Origin of the sequence: Paenibacillus sp. FSL R10-2796 (genome assembly GCF_037965315.1) — a bacterium.
In the GTDB taxonomy this organism is placed as follows: domain Bacteria; phylum Bacillota; class Bacilli; order Paenibacillales; family Paenibacillaceae; genus Paenibacillus_AQ; species Paenibacillus_AQ odorifer.
The window spans coordinates 4,561,709-4,577,176 of the sequence record NZ_CP150178.1 but is presented as its reverse complement, the minus strand read 5'-3'; the positions used below and the strand labels follow the sequence as shown (position 1 = coordinate 4,577,176).

14 protein-coding genes are annotated in these 15,468 nt (G+C 44.3%); 12 read left to right on the top strand and 2 right to left on the bottom strand.

The genetic code is table 11. The features are described 5' to 3' along the window. Window positions 1-165 precede the first annotated feature (165 nt). Window positions 166-1,566, top strand: coding sequence for an MFS transporter (locus NST58_RS20765; protein WP_339244078.1), 1,401 nt, complete (start codon window positions 166-168; stop codon window positions 1,564-1,566). Window positions 1,567-1,659: 93 nt separating this feature from the next. Continuing rightward, entirely contained in the window at window positions 1,660-2,952 is a 1,293-nt protein-coding gene (gene hcp / locus NST58_RS20760) for a hydroxylamine reductase (RefSeq protein WP_076182902.1), read from the top strand. Between the two features lie 137 nt (window positions 2,953-3,089). On the opposite strand, the gene NST58_RS20755 is transcribed toward hcp, so the two are convergent. Beyond that, window positions 3,090-3,848: an SDR family NAD(P)-dependent oxidoreductase gene (locus tag NST58_RS20755; protein ID WP_339168549.1), complete on the bottom strand. Its 759-nt coding sequence runs from the start codon at window positions 3,846-3,848 to the stop codon at window positions 3,090-3,092. Between the two features lie 135 nt (window positions 3,849-3,983). Between NST58_RS20755 and NST58_RS20750 the strand changes: the two genes are divergently transcribed. The 9 genes from NST58_RS20750 to NST58_RS20710 all read left to right on the top strand — a co-directional run bounded on the left by NST58_RS20750 (window position 3,984) and on the right by NST58_RS20710 (window position 13,092). Continuing rightward, window positions 3,984-4,355 (top strand): MerR family transcriptional regulator, encoded by a 372-nt coding sequence (locus NST58_RS20750; protein WP_076182898.1) that lies wholly within the window; start codon window positions 3,984-3,986, stop codon window positions 4,353-4,355. A 288-nt stretch (window positions 4,356-4,643) separates the two neighbouring features. Next, window positions 4,644-6,575: an AraC family transcriptional regulator gene (locus NST58_RS20745; protein WP_339244076.1), complete on the top strand. Its 1,932-nt coding sequence runs from the start codon at window positions 4,644-4,646 to the stop codon at window positions 6,573-6,575. Window positions 6,576-6,985: 410 nt separating this feature from the next. Beyond that, on the top strand, window positions 6,986-7,558 hold the full coding sequence (locus NST58_RS20740) for a hypothetical protein (RefSeq protein WP_339244074.1): 573 nt from the start codon (window positions 6,986-6,988) through the stop codon (window positions 7,556-7,558). 68 nt (window positions 7,559-7,626) lie between these two features. Continuing rightward, window positions 7,627-8,244, top strand: a complete 618-nt coding sequence (locus NST58_RS20735; RefSeq protein ID WP_339244072.1) for a hypothetical protein — start codon at window positions 7,627-7,629, stop codon at window positions 8,242-8,244. A 180-nt stretch (window positions 8,245-8,424) separates the two neighbouring features. Then, window positions 8,425-9,174 carry a hypothetical protein gene (locus tag NST58_RS20730; protein ID WP_339244070.1) on the top strand — a complete coding sequence of 250 codons (750 nt, stop codon included), beginning with the start codon at window positions 8,425-8,427 and terminating at the stop codon, window positions 9,172-9,174. A gap of 37 nt (window positions 9,175-9,211) precedes the next feature. Then, the gene (locus NST58_RS20725) at window positions 9,212-9,778 is read left to right on the top strand and encodes a hypothetical protein (RefSeq protein WP_248548584.1); all 567 of its coding nucleotides are present in this window, start codon (window positions 9,212-9,214) and stop codon (window positions 9,776-9,778) included. 63 nt (window positions 9,779-9,841) lie between these two features. Continuing rightward, a complete protein-coding gene (locus NST58_RS20720) occupies window positions 9,842-10,393 on the top strand; it encodes a DUF4303 domain-containing protein (protein ID WP_076301694.1) in 552 nt (183 codons plus the stop codon). A 61-nt stretch (window positions 10,394-10,454) separates the two neighbouring features. Further along, on the top strand, window positions 10,455-11,849 hold the full coding sequence (locus tag NST58_RS20715; RefSeq protein WP_339244067.1) for a hypothetical protein: 1,395 nt from the start codon (window positions 10,455-10,457) through the stop codon (window positions 11,847-11,849). A 34-nt stretch (window positions 11,850-11,883) separates the two neighbouring features. After that, window positions 11,884-13,092 carry a hypothetical protein gene (locus tag NST58_RS20710; protein WP_339248790.1) on the top strand — a complete coding sequence of 403 codons (1,209 nt, stop codon included), beginning with the start codon at window positions 11,884-11,886 and terminating at the stop codon, window positions 13,090-13,092. Between the two features lie 102 nt (window positions 13,093-13,194). Here NST58_RS20710 and NST58_RS20705 read toward each other — a convergent pair whose 3' ends face one another. Further along, a complete protein-coding gene (locus NST58_RS20705; protein WP_339244066.1) occupies window positions 13,195-13,668 on the bottom strand; it encodes a hypothetical protein in 474 nt (157 codons plus the stop codon). A 267-nt stretch (window positions 13,669-13,935) separates the two neighbouring features. Here NST58_RS20705 and NST58_RS20700 point away from each other — a divergent pair, with 267 nt between their 5' ends. Continuing rightward, window positions 13,936-15,204 (top strand): hypothetical protein, encoded by a 1,269-nt coding sequence (locus NST58_RS20700; RefSeq protein WP_339244064.1) that lies wholly within the window; start codon window positions 13,936-13,938, stop codon window positions 15,202-15,204. The last annotated feature ends 264 nt before the right edge of the window (window positions 15,205-15,468 follow it).

Here is a 15,468-nt window from a genome sequence, read left to right as displayed (position 1 = left end):
GTGCCGCTTTTTGCTGTTTTGCATTATCTCTGATTTTCGTCACCTATACTGATAGACATATTCGCCTAAACCATTCCCATCCCATCTTTATGGGATTGTTCTTGCAAGGGATCTACTTATAATTGTTAGTAATTCTTAAACAATATGAGTAGGGACGGGATCAACATGATGGCAGCAAAAGATATAGAGTTTAAAAGCACACACGGGCAGCGGCTGGGAATGATGGCGGCTATTTGTATGGGGGCGTTTATTTCCCATTTTACAGCTGGAATTGTGAATGTGTCGCTTCCTTTTATTGTGAATTATTTTCAGACAGAGCTTGGGAAGGGATTATGGATCACAACAGGTTATCTGCTAGTGATTACGGCTCTTCTTCCTATTATGGGGAAACTGGGAGACCGTTATGGTTTTCGCCGGATTCACAATCTTGGATTTGTGATTTTTACTGTGGGTTCTATCCTGGTCGCTTTTTCACCTAATCTGCCAATATTGCTAACGCTCAGAGTTGTACAGGGAGTAGGAGCTGCGATGTTCCAAGCAACTAATATTGCACTCATCACCATTCATATGCCGAAAGAGCAAAGAGGTCGTGCACTCGGAATTTTAAGTACAGCTGTCGCGCTGGGCGGGATGACGGGACCTATAGCGGGAGGTTTGATTGCAGAGTGGCTGAGCTGGAAATGGTTATTTTTAATCCATGTTCCTGTGGCGATTGTGGCTACAATTATGGCATATCGGTACATCCCGAACCGTGTGCAAGAGCGCAAGCCGGGTGCTATCAGCTTCGTGGGGGCCAGCTTGTTTATGGCATTCATCACCTTGGTCCTTCTCGTAATAACAAATGGGAGCAAATGGGGCTGGGTGTCCGTGTGGACAATGACAAGTTTGGTGGGGGTTTCCTTGTTGTTGATTACTTTTCTATTCTGGGAGCGGAAGCAAAAGACTCCTTTTCTACCCTTACAAGCATTGAAAATTCCAACTGTAGCGGGAGGCTTGATCGTTAGCTGTGCCTCTTTTATTTTATCTAATACATTGCTTGTCCTCATTCCATTTTATTTGATGGGGGTGTCGGCTCCGTTCTCGTCATCTACGACAGGATATATTATGGCGGCTTATCCCATTGCCTTGGCGTTTGCAGGCCCTCTCGCAGGCTACTGCTCCGACCGTTATGGCTCTCATCGTCTGATGCTTATGGGACTGAGCTGTATGGGAAGCGGGTTTATCTTGTTACTGGTGTATTTAGATCATATACCGATTTATGGAATCGCGGCGATTCTATCTCTTATTGGCCTTGGTATGGGGCTCATTGCCTCTCCTAATAATAGCTTCATTATGCAGCAGACACCTCGGGAACACGTGGGTTCGATTGGCGGATTAATTGCTTTAACAAGAAATGCGGGTATGGTCTTTGGCTCAGCACTTGGACTTGGTGTGATGAGTGGAGAGACAGGACAAGGGAGTCAGTTGCAGGCGTTCAAATTGGTTTTTGAGATTAATATTTTCATTTGTTTAAGCGTTATTGTATTAATGGTTGTTATAAATAGAAGGACATTTAAATCTGCTTGATCTAAAAAAATGTGTGTGTAATCACAACTCAAGCTTTGGTGTTCTGTTACGTTGGAAGTAACGAATGATTATCTAGATATGGAGGATAACGATATGTTTTGTTACCAATGTGAACAGACACCGAATGGCGGATGCACCGTTGTAGGGGTATGTGGCAAAAATGAAACCATTGCGAGTTTGCAGGATACGATGATTTTTGCATTAAAAGGAATTGCAGCGTATGCGACACATGCCCGGCAGCTAGGATATAGCGATCCCGAGGTGGATCGTATCACCCACGAAGCTTTGTATATGACGTTGACCAATTCCAACTTTAATACACAGGAACATTTGGAGATGGCTATGAAGGTCGGGGAAGCGGCGGTTCGCATCATGGATGTACTGGATCGTGCGCATACGGACCGCTTTGGCATTCCGCAACCGATCACAGTCAGTCAGAACAAAATTGAAGGTCAATGTATTGTTGTAACAGGACATAATTTATATGCGCTGGAGGAATTACTGCGGCAGACAGAGGGGAAAGGCATCAACATTTATACCCACTCAGAAATGCTGCCTGCGCATGGATATCCTGCACTCAAAAAGTATAAGCATCTGAAAGGCAACATCGGCAAAGCATGGTATGATCAGCGTAGATTGTTCGAGCAGTTTCCCGGTGCAATTCTTGCTACCACAAACTGTGTAATGCCGATTAAAGGCACGTATGCAGACCGCTTTTTCTCATATGAAGTAGCGGGGCTGGAAGGTGTAGAGAAAATAACGGGCGACGATTTCTCCCCATTAATTAATCGTGCGTTGTCCCTACCTGCGGCTGATGTAGAGTCAGATCTGGTACTTACGACCGGATATCATCATGAAACTGTAATCGGGTTAGCACCAGAGATCATTCAAGCTGTCAAAGACGGGCATATCCGCCGGTTTTTCGTCATTGCTGGCTGTGATGCGCCAGGTACTGGCGGGAATTACTACCGTGAGTTGGCGACTTCCTTACCGAACGATACTGTCATTTTAACGACTTCTTGCGGAAAGTTCCGCTTTAATGACGTAGATTATGGCACCGTTGGAGACACCGGTATTCCGCGTTACATTGACCTTGGGCAATGTAATAATTCCGGTTCTACAGTGAAGATTGCCATGGCTCTGGCTGAGGCATTTGAGTGTACGGTGAACGAGCTGCCTGTCAGCATCGTGTTGTCTTGGTTTGAGCAAAAAGCAGTAGCCATTCTGCTAGGCTTGTTCAGTCTCGGCATTCAGGACATTCGCATCGGACCCAAGCCACCCGAGTTCATTTCACCAGGTGTACTGGATGTTCTGGTAGAGCTTTTTGGATTGAAGCTAATTACTACTGCTGAGGAAGATATGAACGCGATGTTGGCATTGTCGTAGAGTGAAAATCAAAGGTTGCCGCCCGGAAGGGATTGGCAGCCTTTTTTTGATAGGGGATTTAGTTGATACATCATTGTCAAAGCATAGCGATCCGTAATGGATGGTAATGCTTCTTAACTTGCCATTACAAGATGAGCTTATCGCGTGCTCGCCACATAATTATAGAGGGTATCTCTCAACTCGAACTCGTACGTCAAACCATTAACAATCCCCACAACATGATCGTTATCATACAGGTCAAGCATGAATCCAGCCATTTCCTTCGCGGTATGATATTTCGGCACAGTCCCATGATATTCGAATTCGGGGATATCGAAAGAAAGCTTCGCGAATTCTGTTTCTGTTGCGGCAGGTGCTAGCACTTTAGCCTGCATAAGTGCACCTTGACTCTTCAACTCATGAGAGAGTCCTTCAGTAAAGGCACTCACATAGAACTTAGTCGCACAGTACGTAATGGCATTTCCCACAATCGTATAGCCGCCACCGGATGAAACGTTGATTAGTTGTGTTCCTTCAACATTGGAATAATCACGAACGAATAGAGAGGAAAGGATCGTCAACGATTCAATGTTCAGATGCAGCATTGCAGAAATTTTATCTAAATCTTGCTTGGCCACTGAAGCGAAATTTCCAAACCCCGCATTGTTGATCCAAGTTTCGATTTCGAACCCTTGTAGATCCTCATAAAGCTTATAAGCATTACTAGAAACGGATAAGTCAGTTACTCGAATAACGACATCTATATCGGGGGAGTTATGATTGATTTCAGATTTTAGCTCCTCCAGTTGCTCCCTTCTGCGGGCTGTAACAATTAAGTTTTTACCGCGAGCCGCAAAGGCTAGAGCGGTTTCAAAACCTATACCTGAACTGGCGCCTGTAATTACAGTATATTTCATGTGAATTCCTCCGTTTTTACAAGAATATTTAGTGTTTCAACAACGATGTAATCATAAAGCTTAGAGTTTACTCTAAGTCAAATATTTTTTATAATTATGGGGACTCTTAAAATCAACATAGATTCGGGGGCTTATATGTATACGATCAGCGATGTAGCCAAATTACTAGGGATTACCGCATATACACTGAGATATTATGAAAAGGAAAAGATTATTGCTCCGATGCGGAATGCGAATGGAGAAAGAATATATGATGACTCCAATCTTGCTTGGCTGCGATTTGTGATGAGGTTGAAACAAACCCAAATGCCGATCTCACAAATTAGAGAATATGCGCAGTTATATTTAGAAGGAGAGCATACGGCCCAAGCCCGCTTGAACCTTCTTGAGAATCATAGTAACTCTATACAGAGCCAAATCAGAAACTTAACAGCCACAGAGAAGATGTTGAAAGACAAAATTGCAGCCTACAAAAATTCCCTTGCGAAAGAGACAGGCATTTACTAAGCAGGCGACATAAAAGTATGCCAATGATTAAGATAATTGTGAGATCAAAAAAAGGGCCCTCACGATTCATTGATAGACGCTAGTTCCGCACGTATGTTTGCGGATCAGCGTCTTTTGCTTTTGGGCTAGGCTCCGGCAAAATAGCCGTATGCCTCGCTATTCGCATCCTCGTCTCATTCGGCAACACCTTATTGACAGCGCTAGACGTATTCGTTATTGTGTTTAGAAACATGATTCAATTGAGAATGATTATCTCTTGAGAATTTAAAGGGAGTTTGCGAATCAGTTATGGATGTTCTGAAACTTATACAAATATGGAACCAGGTGATTATGAGTGTACTGGACGTACGGCTAAAGCAGGCCGGAATCGACAACGATTTGAATCAATACCGTTTGCCGGCAAGCGCATTTTTATTCGCTTTTCAAGGACAAGGCGAGTTGTGGGTTGACGATGAGGTATGGCTGTGCGATCGTTTCCATGTACTACACGCCGGCAAAGGCTCTCTGGTGACGGTTCGGAGCCGAGAAGCGCTGAATGTATATATCGTACTCTACAAAGCGTTTCTCCCCGCTTCGGCCTCGTGCGAATTTCATATGATGATGGAGGAATCCGACCCGTTTCTGGAAAGCTGGGGGTTCCCGCCTGGCGAACCGCTGGCCATGCTTGAGCTGCTTCAAACGATACGCGACGGTTGGCTTAAATCTGACGACGGATTGACCCGGCTGTCGGCCAAGGGAGACTTTATCCGCTTCGTTCACGCTGTCCTGAGGGAGCGTCTGTTCGGAGCCGGCGAGCCATCTTTATCGGAGCAAGTTATTCGACATTTGTCCAGGAATTATCGCCAGCCGATCTCGTTTGAGGAGCTTGCTCGGCAATTGAATTACAGCCAACAATATATATCGCGAAAATTTAAAGAACAGACAGGGCTCAGTCCGCTGGACTACGTCATTCGTTTCCGAATGGAAGATGCGAAGGCTCTGCTGGCCGGCACGATAGCAACACAACAGGAAATAGCATCACATGTCGGTTATCCGGACCTCATTTATTTCAGCCGCATGTTCAAAAAGCATGCCGGCATGACGCCAGGTCAATATCGTAAACGATACGGCCAGTTCGTTTCAGATTATGCAAGGAATAGGTCACAATCGTCCGTTGTTCTAAGCCGGTCATTAAGCTATCCTTTTTATGTGAGTGATATTGATTATCAATTTCAACAGGATGGGGCGAATAAAATGACTAGAGCAACCCGAAGTTTTTATGCAGTGATGCTGTTATGTTTGACCGTGATGTTAACAGCTTGTGGTGGGTCGGTGAACAACGGAGGTGCAACGAACAGCCAGGTTGCCGTCAGCGCTTCTCCAACCATGATTACTCAAGAGTCAGAGGTTTTGGCATCTTCTGAGATCAAGGTAGTCAAGACCGCTTTCGGCGATGTCGAAGTTCCTGCACACCCTCAGCGCGTAGCGGCAATTTCTTATCTCGGCACCGTACTTGCTCTGGAAGTCCAGCCGATCGCAGCCGAATCGTTCTTGATGTCGAGTCCTTATCTCGAGGGAATGCTGGACGTCGTGACGGATGTAGGCGACTCGTTAGAGAAGCTGCTGGAACTCAATCCGGATTTAATCATAACGCATAATCCACAGCCTGAGGTAGTCGAGAAATATCAGATGATCGCACCTACGGTATCGGTTCCTTACAATCAGTTTGTATCCATTCAGGAAGAAATGCTGTATTTTGGCGAGTTGCTGGATAGACGTGAGGAAGCGGAGAAATGGAACGAACAATTCGAGAAGGAAATTGCAGACATTCGGGAGAAAGTCCAACAAGCCGTTCCCGAAGGAGAGACGCTTTCGATTATGCAAGAGTACGATGGAAACGTGAGCCTTTTTGGTCCGAAATCGGGACGAGGCGGCCGGCTGATGTATGAAATAATGGGGCTGAAGCCGCCGACGACGGTTCCAGAATTTATGCTGAAGGAATCCTACTATGAATTTTCGCTGGAGAAACTTTCGGAGTACATGGGTGATTATTTGATTCTGACGACGGAAGCCAGCTTGGAATCGCTGCAGGCTGATCCAATCTGGGGGTCGCTAGAGCCGATTCGCAACAATCGGGTATTTTTATGGACGGAGAACCAATCCTGGTACCGCGACCCAATCGCCGTGAAAAGACAAATCAACGATTTGACCGACTGGATCATCGAGGCAGCGAGTCGGTAACTGCCTAGAGTAAGGATTGATCGAACGGTAATATAAAATCAGAACTTGCCGTTACAGCCAGCGCGCTGAACCTTACGTAAAGTGACGACGAAAAAATTTTGTTTTGGAAAGATGAAGAGTGTTGTGGGGGTGCGGAATAGCTCGACAGAGGGTGTCCTAAACGTCATAAAATGGCAGAGGGATACCCTCCTTTTTTTAAGAGCGGAGTGGGGAAGGGACTAGAGATTGTGCTGAACGGTCAAGTTTATAACTCTTTTTGTGCAAAGGTTATTTCTAAAATCCAGGTGAAAAGTAGGTAGACTCAGGACAAGCGATCACTATAATGGAAATATGAGACATTCATAGAACCGATCAATAGGATATAAATAAGAATCCGGCTGATTAAAAAAGCGATTAGAGGAGGCCATTTCGTGGGAAGATCATTCGCAAATTTGCATATCAAGTCGAATAACCTTGAGAAGACTGTCGAAGCATTAAGAGAGCTAAGCGAAGGGCATGCCAAAGTATTAGGCAAGAAAAATCATGAAGCTCCAGAGAGCAAGGTTGTCATGTATGTAAGCAAAAGCAACGAAAACTGGATCAGCGTGCTCCACGATTATTTTGTATGGGGTACGGTGAAGAAGGCCGGTAAAACGTTGTCCCAGCTTACCGGGGAGCCAGTGATGACCGCCGGATATATGAATGAGGAGATATTCGAGTTGTCGTTGTTCGAGAATGGAGACATTCAAGCCGAAAAGATCTTTTGTGAGCAGTGGACGAGGGATGAATATGAACAACTCCGGGAAGAGCGTCTCAATGATGATTACTTGCGAAAAGCGTTGGATATCCGTAATGAGGATTTTGACGGCTTCATTGGCATTACGAGTCCGGGACAAGCCGTAGATAAGCTGTCAGAAATCGTAAGCATGTCTTTATGGAGTGACTGGGAGTGGATCCCGTACGAAGAAGCTCTCAAAAATCGATTTGTGAAATATGAATTTTGAAAATACACGAGTAAATGGCTAAGGACCTCTGAGATGACATTTTAATACATGGCGGTGAGCGAAAAGAAATGGATAAATTAAAGAACAGCGGATTTTATAAACTTAGATTCTTCATCAGGCCGGAAGAGTTTGAAGGCGTTTTGAAGCGTTTTGAACATAAGCAAGCGCAATTTCATCTAATCAATTATGCCCAGACAGAGCATGATCTGAAACAGGTGTATGAAGCATATCAGACCTTTTATCATTATTTTACGGCAGAGAAAAAAAGGAATGAGGGTCCCCCTTTCTTTGTTTATTCCATTTCTGTTACGTCTGATAATGAAAGCTCCGGATTTTTCGCGAGAAATGAGAGTGTCTATTTTCCATATTACGGACAATGGGCAGAGGATGAACTGCCGTGTATCTTGCTATCATTTCCTAAAGGCTTTCAAATAGATTTGGAAGATGAAAAAGGGAAGTATTATATCTATGAGGATATTCGGGATCATAAGCCGTTAACATATACGTTTTTCGATGAAATAACGGGTGCTATTAAAAAAATGACAAAGCCGCTTCGCTTCTCGGCGCATGATGCAGATGCTATGAAGGAGCAAAAGCCTTCTGTGCGTATAAGCCATGGTGCGATTCAAGATTTGAGCAAATCGTGGATTTTCAATAAATATGGGCTTGTGACGGGTGGCAAATAGTTCAGGGCAAATTACACCGAGGCATTGGCCAAGCTGGAGAATTCAAAAATTGGGGATTGATATGTTGCACTCTCTAAAATTTCAGTATTATCTTGGATAAAAAAGCTGCTCAACCTGCAATATTTTATAGAATTCTCTTATCTGGAAGAGTTGCATGTTGGGGCAGCAGGAGGAGTATTTATGTACATCGTATCTCGGCCAAAACCGCTGTCTGATGGTCAAAACCAAGCACTTGCAAAGGAAGACGCCACTGTTTATCCACCGGGCTACCTCCGGTTTTTGCGGCGATTCGGCGAAGGGACTTACAGAGGGTGGCTGAATGTTCAGTTTCCGGATGCGGAGGTGCTCAAACCTTTTGCAGAATACGGATTATGGGAGCATGACGAGTATAGCCCCATTACTGAACAACAGATCGGTGAGTGTATCGTTATAGGTACAACGGTGGACGGAGATTTTCTGGCAATACATCCCCAGACAGCTGGGCTGCTTTGGCTACCTCGGCATGCGGAGCACGTAAAGGCGATTTCCCTGCAGGCAGGGGAGCAGGAAGACGAAGGGTTGTACGCCTTGGTGCTGGACGAAATTTATCGTCAGATGTATGGAATCAGTCAAGGGGAGAGCGTCTATTATGAACCGTGGACGGGCACTCGCAGCCATCGCTTTTTGCGTTTGCCACAAGGGCAGGACCAGCTTACGCTACCCGAACTGGCTGGATTGTGCCAACATGAATTCCCACCGGATTTGTTTATTGAGAATGCCTATGTTTGTTTCCTGTTCTACCGGCAGCTGGGAGGATATGTACGGTTGAATTATGCCTACCAGCAAGAGGTGGCCATCTTCTATGAACAGGATATGGGGCAGGCGTTTGCCGTAATGGAGCAGTGGCTCTTGTCGAAAGGCTGCGAAGCGATTTCAGAAAATAACAGCTAATCTGGGTGCTCCGTAAGTCTGGGAGAGGGAGGTAGGCATGAAACTAGTTTTTACTTTGGATACACATGGAACGTGTGTGGGTCAATTGAGAGATGAACTGCTGCCCTTAGAGGAATTAGCAAATACATGGGAGTTTCCCTATGATATCTTTTTTGTGTTGCGTGTTTTACCTGAAGGTTATGGTAGAAAAACATCCAGACGGTTTGATAGCAGGGATCATACCCTCGAATTAGATATCAGCATAAGTTATGAGCAGTACCAACGGATGTCCAAGCATGAGCAACGTGAGGGATTAGGTATTCACCTTTTTAACTATTTGTCAGAGTCAGTTGCTAAATATAATAAGCATGCAGTTAAGGAAAACCAAAATCAACTACTGGACCTAGTGAAAAAATGGATGCTCGAAAACAATTGGCTAAATGGAAAGTTAAATCAAGCACAGGACCTACTTTCGCAAGACATGGATCTTTATGAAGTCAGCCAGAAATTGCAGATGCCATTAGAAGAGATTGAGTATATCCTTCTCCGTATGAATGACTATGAGCCAACTGATGTTCATCCTGATAACCTTGTAGTAGAAAAAGCACCGCCATATCATTTCTAGAAGGCTGGAGCAAATAGAAGACATCCTGCCTGAACGGATCCACTAACGGAAAGGAGGAAGCAGATGCAAGAAATAGAGAGGCTGGCGATAGAGATCGCCGATGCTGCTAGAACGTCTTTTCGCGCTCTTTTTGAAAATGGCGAACGTTACTATTACTGTACCCTTTACACTACTGGCGAGGGACATGCGCCAAGTATCTCCGCCTGGTCGTGGGAAGCTTTGGAGGTAGAAGCAGCCAGGCAAGGCGTCGAAAGTGACACACCGGCATCGACGATTGCGGAACTTATCAAATGGTCTTATGCGGATTCGCCCTATTGTTGTTTCGGCGATGAGAACTTTGATAATGTTAAACAACGATTTACCGATCGTTCTTTCATTGCGGTTCTTGAGGATGACGAAGGGAATCGCGAGTTTGATTTGAGGCTGAAAGCCATGGAACTGGCGATGAAAATACTCGATGATGAAGGTGTGTTTGCCTTGAATCAACTGCGAGAGTCAGTATGCGTCCTTGTCGAAGTCATGCCTCCGGATGAGATCAATACTGAAATCGCCCTCCGTTTGAATCGGGCAGAATCTCCAGCTATGCAAGTATGGTTGGCGGAAGCGGCGGAGTAGAAGCCTCCGCTTTCGGAAATCGTCTACTATATTCGGATTTAAAATGAGAGGAAAATAATTTATGAGCAATCTTTTCAGATTCATTCCTATTAGCCAACTAGCAGATAAATTTCCCGAAGGATCTTGGTGGGCGAAGTTTTACCAAGATTTTAGTGACGAGCAACTTGCCGCTTACTATGAAGGGGATTTGACGCTGCCTTCTCTTAATCTAGATTGGGAGCAACCTTTCCCGCAACAAAAAGAGGTAATCATCATTTTTATAGAAGGAAATTTTACTGTAGACAATCTTTATAATAAAGAAACGGATGGTGCCATAGGGCTTTTGGTGACCGGTATTATGAGTGCGAAAAATATAGCTGTAGGCGGTCAGGAAATTTATGTTTCGGGCAACCTGATGATTGAGGAAATATTATGTGGCTCCTACAATCATGGGGAAACGATTGTTAAAGGTGATCTCAGCGCTGCGGTTTTGGTTCAGGATGACGAGTACAGTTTCAAAGTGGACGGACATAAATCGATCGCATGCTTAGTAAATGTGTGGGAGGGGGACGGCGTATTTCAGGAGCTTCCGGTAGACATTCATGAAGTGTTGATTGATGAAGTTTTTTTGGATATGGAAGAGGATGAGGAGGACTTTTCCTTTGGCACACTGGTGAACGTAATTAAAGAAGGCCGTTCTGCTCTAAAAAAAATAAAGGAATCCCCCGCTAGCAAGAAAGCTGTTCATTTATATTTCACCCATAACACAATCAATGAAGAAAATATATTGAAGTTGACGCAGTGTATTTTAATGCCAAGTGACAAGCCTTCTTTTAATTTTCGGGAGCAAGACGTTTTTTTCAAAGTTCAACTGGAGCATATTGATGCTGACGGGGATGAGCGGGATCTTAGCGTTTATATGAATGATAACCGGCATCACTATTATATTTGGCTTGAGCAAGATCATTCTGTCGGTTTGTTGAAGAGAACCATAGAAGAAGGGTCTGAGTGGGAGGACATTACAGAAGAGTCTCAGGAACAACTAGCAGAGATTAGCGATTGCTGGACGATGTTGCTGACCTGCGTTAATATGGCTGAGCTTTATCTACGAAACATTGAGGTACAGTATGTGCAAGACATTTTGCAACACACTGTAATTCGGGAATTATATTCGGAAGTGGAGGATAATGGCGGGTTCTGGGACGGCTCTAAATGTTACAGCTTCCGTCAAACGCATACGGACGAGGACGGAGACCTTCTACATGGTCGGATTGAAATCAGGACTCCAGATGAAGCGTATTATTTTTATACAGTGGACAATGGAACTTATGTTTCCCGGCATTATCAGCCGCCCGATCAATATGGCAAGCAGGACATGTCCTATTTGGATCTTAGGCGCTGGGAAGCATCAGAGCGGTATTTTACAAGATTCAAACAATTTATTACAGAGAAGATAGAGTCAGGTGTGAATAGTTAGATCTTGATATGCATTAGAGGAAAGGATGATAGAAATGCCAAATGATAGCCAAGCTGGTCCTTCAGCTGGTTCTGTTAGAGAAGTTGGTAGTTATCCTATCAACCTGACAGGTCCACGTAGTCATACTCTTGTCCTTAAGTCCGGTGTGGGCAGTCTATCCATGGGTCCGTCGCAATTGGGGAAAAAGGTTGACCTTCATGTCGCGTCTGATGCGCCTATCGATTGGACCGTATTCGATGTCTTTGCCACACCGGCTGGCTCTCCCTGGCCGCGATTTCTGCATTATACAGGCAGTGATTCAGGCTTTTTTGACTGGGCACAGAAACGTCCCATTGAAGAGATGACATGGACTCCGATCCTGTCTGCAGACACGGTGGCGGACGCCAGTCAGTCCAATTTGCATGGCTTACATGTCGAGTTGGAACCATCCGGGAGGTCCCTTAGCCTAATACTTCCGAAGCAGCCTTTCCGCCTGAGTGTGTCCGGCGATCTATCACGCTTCTCGGCCACAGGCGAAATGCCATCTTCTCTTACACTAGCACCGCGCACCGGCCGACGTAAGAATGATCCCCCTTTTTTGCTGCCCGATATGGGGGAGCTGCACCAGGTAACGAGTTTGACGCTACATAACGCACCGCTGGGACAGCCCATCTCGCTAGAGTGTCTAAACCGGTACCCAAACCTTAAATCACTGAGTTTGTGGGGAAACTTCTGCGACCTGAATTTATTAGCTCATCATACCCAGTTAACGAATCTGGAGCTGCGCTTCATGCCTGATCTGGGGGACTTGCCGACCTTGAACGCGTGGCCGTTGCTTGACAGATTCATCGCCTACAATGTCGAAGAAAGCGCTGGCAAGCGTATAAAAAAGCAAATGAAAACTCGCGCTGAAACCCGTCCTTGGACCGACCATGCTTCAGTGAGCCAATTACGAAAGCCAGAGTGGTGGACGACCGAGTTTGGCCGCCCATTCTCCTCCTGGGCTAAACGTCTAGCCAAGCTGGCTAATGAAGCTTACAACGTTGCACAGGTAACCTTGTCCGAAGCCCGTAGCTTTGCTGAAGCCGAGGCCGCCATTACCGCTTTCACCGTGCGCTTCAACAATCTTAAGGGCATCGAAACCACCGAACGAGAAGACCTTGGTGAAGCGGTATGGCAACTTAGCCAGTCTGACCACCTGATTGGCCAGCCTATCACAGAGGAGATGGCTCAACGCTGGTTCGATGCAGCGCGCGATTACTAAATGAATTGAAAGTCACACCCCTAGAATAGAAATCGGAATGACCCAGAGGTTTGTCCAATGTCTATTCTAAGGGGTGCACTTCACTATACTGACGGGGTTTTGTTATACGATCATCCCCATTTCTCGGAGTCTATCTTTAATTTTCTTTAAACGAGCTTCTTTTTCGGTGTCTTCAGTTAATACCTCTACAGATGTTTCGTTATACTTCTTAATGATCCTCTTTAATGTTAATTCTTTCATTTCCTTTTTACTGTGGATGGTAACATGAGGGACAGCTGTATAGTTTTCTATGGTCTTGGGATCTGCAGAAATTCGTTCTAGTAAACTAAGTAGAAGCACCAGTCTTTGCTGGCCCAACCTCGGAACTTGGTATAGTTTTTTCCATGTGGAATTTAATAGATGTTCAAGATCTGTATATCCCTTCGAGTATAGAGCATTTATGAGGCCTGTTAAATTTGGACCCCGTTCTTCTGCATGCGCCACAGCAACAATACAAGCAATATTCTTAGAATAAAGATGCGCCGGAAGTGGAAAAAAATGTATTAATGCCGCATTTCCGTCGATGATGTCAATCATGATGATATACCTCCATTAAAATATGTGTTCACTATACACGTTTAGTATTCTGGCAAGGTCTGAGTCAGCAGGGTGAATTTTCCTGACTTGTCCAATCGATTGATACACTCTGCATTATTAAACCCCAAGCTACTGATCATTTTCTGAACACCAGCAAAACCCGTTACATAAGATCGTAGAATATGTAGGAGATATGATTCGCTGCGCTTCATAATCATTGCTAAGTAATGATATGATATAGGTATCAATTTTGTGGGGTGCACTGATATGGATTTCCGAATCAAAGAACTAGTTAATGCTACACAGCAAACCTATGGACTGGACAACTACTATTTACATACAAATGAAATTTATCGTGAAGTTACGATGCTGGGAGAAACCGACTATTTGCTTAGTATGGAATGGTTTCCTTCTCACATTAAGGAATGGAAGGAAGATTATAATCCGGAAGGAACTGCAGTCATTACGCTTGACTTGCTATCCAATAACTATAAAAGTGTTATTTTTGTTGGAGGGAAATCTTATGCAAATCGAACACCGTTCCAAAACATTGAATTAAACGGCGTTATTCAGTGGATGGAAGCTGAAGTAGGGCTTGAATATGGTAAACAATTCTACTTAGTGAAGGAAGAAAGAGGAGAATATCATTTTGCTGAATGTATAGACGGTATACCCATCTCTCCCGGCGGGCGAATGGAGTTACGCTTCGATGCGGAAGGTAGAATTATTTTTTATAGTGTCTATGGCCAGTTTCCTTCCAGCTCCCTTGTGCAAAAAGAGGATTATTCTCTCACGCTTCAAGCGGTAGAGCCACTGGCTAAAAACCAACTACAGCTTATAGAATATCCAGTGTACGAGATGAAGCATCTCCTGCCGATCTATGGGATAGAAGAAATCTACATTACAAATGATGGAACAACCACAATTCTATTTGAGATGATATCAGGAACGAGAGCACGACTGAATATTGATCAAGTAATGCAGTGGGAGCAAGCGGACACGAGACAGTTCGCAAGGACGGAGATCCGTCTGCAAGAAGTGGTTACAATCGAACAGGCAATAGCACGTGAGCCGCATCCAGATTCATTTTCAATCACAGACATAGAACAAGCCCAATGTATAACCGCAGTCGAAATTGGTTTAAGCCAGCTCTATCCGGAAGAATCCGGACAATGGATATTGAAGACTTTACATCGGGAAAGAGGACATATTCAAGCGACATTGAGGAAGAATGTATCAAGTAATCGTATTTTTCAGCGTAAGCTCCTTCTGTTCATCGATACGAACAATTATAAGGTTATAAATTATATGGATAACAAGCTAATGCTCGATACGTTTGATGAATTCAAGAGTGAAGGGAAAATTGCTGTGAGCCATGACGAAGCTTATGACAAGCTCAAGGGATGGTTCGAATTTACACCCGTATATGTGTATGATCCTGGGCAGAAGAGGTATGTGCTGTGCGGAAAGCTGGATTGTGATTATGCCGTGAAGGCCACCAGCGGAGATGTGGTAGAGTGGGGTAGTTTGGAATGATAGTGAAACCAGATTGATTTAGTCAAAAAGATAACATCCGAAACTCATGTCCAAGAGACATGGGTTTTTCTTTATGTAGTTGGATTTTCTTGCAGAAGTTGTCTAATTTAAGACTTACTAAATTTTGTCCTTTTTTTAGGTCAGAAAGTTTTTTTAACTAGATGCCACAAATTTAGATCTTAATGAAAATAATTGTATAAAAAATCTGATTTACACGCAGAGAAATTCCGGTGAATAGCGTCAAATAGAAGTAGACGTTAGGAA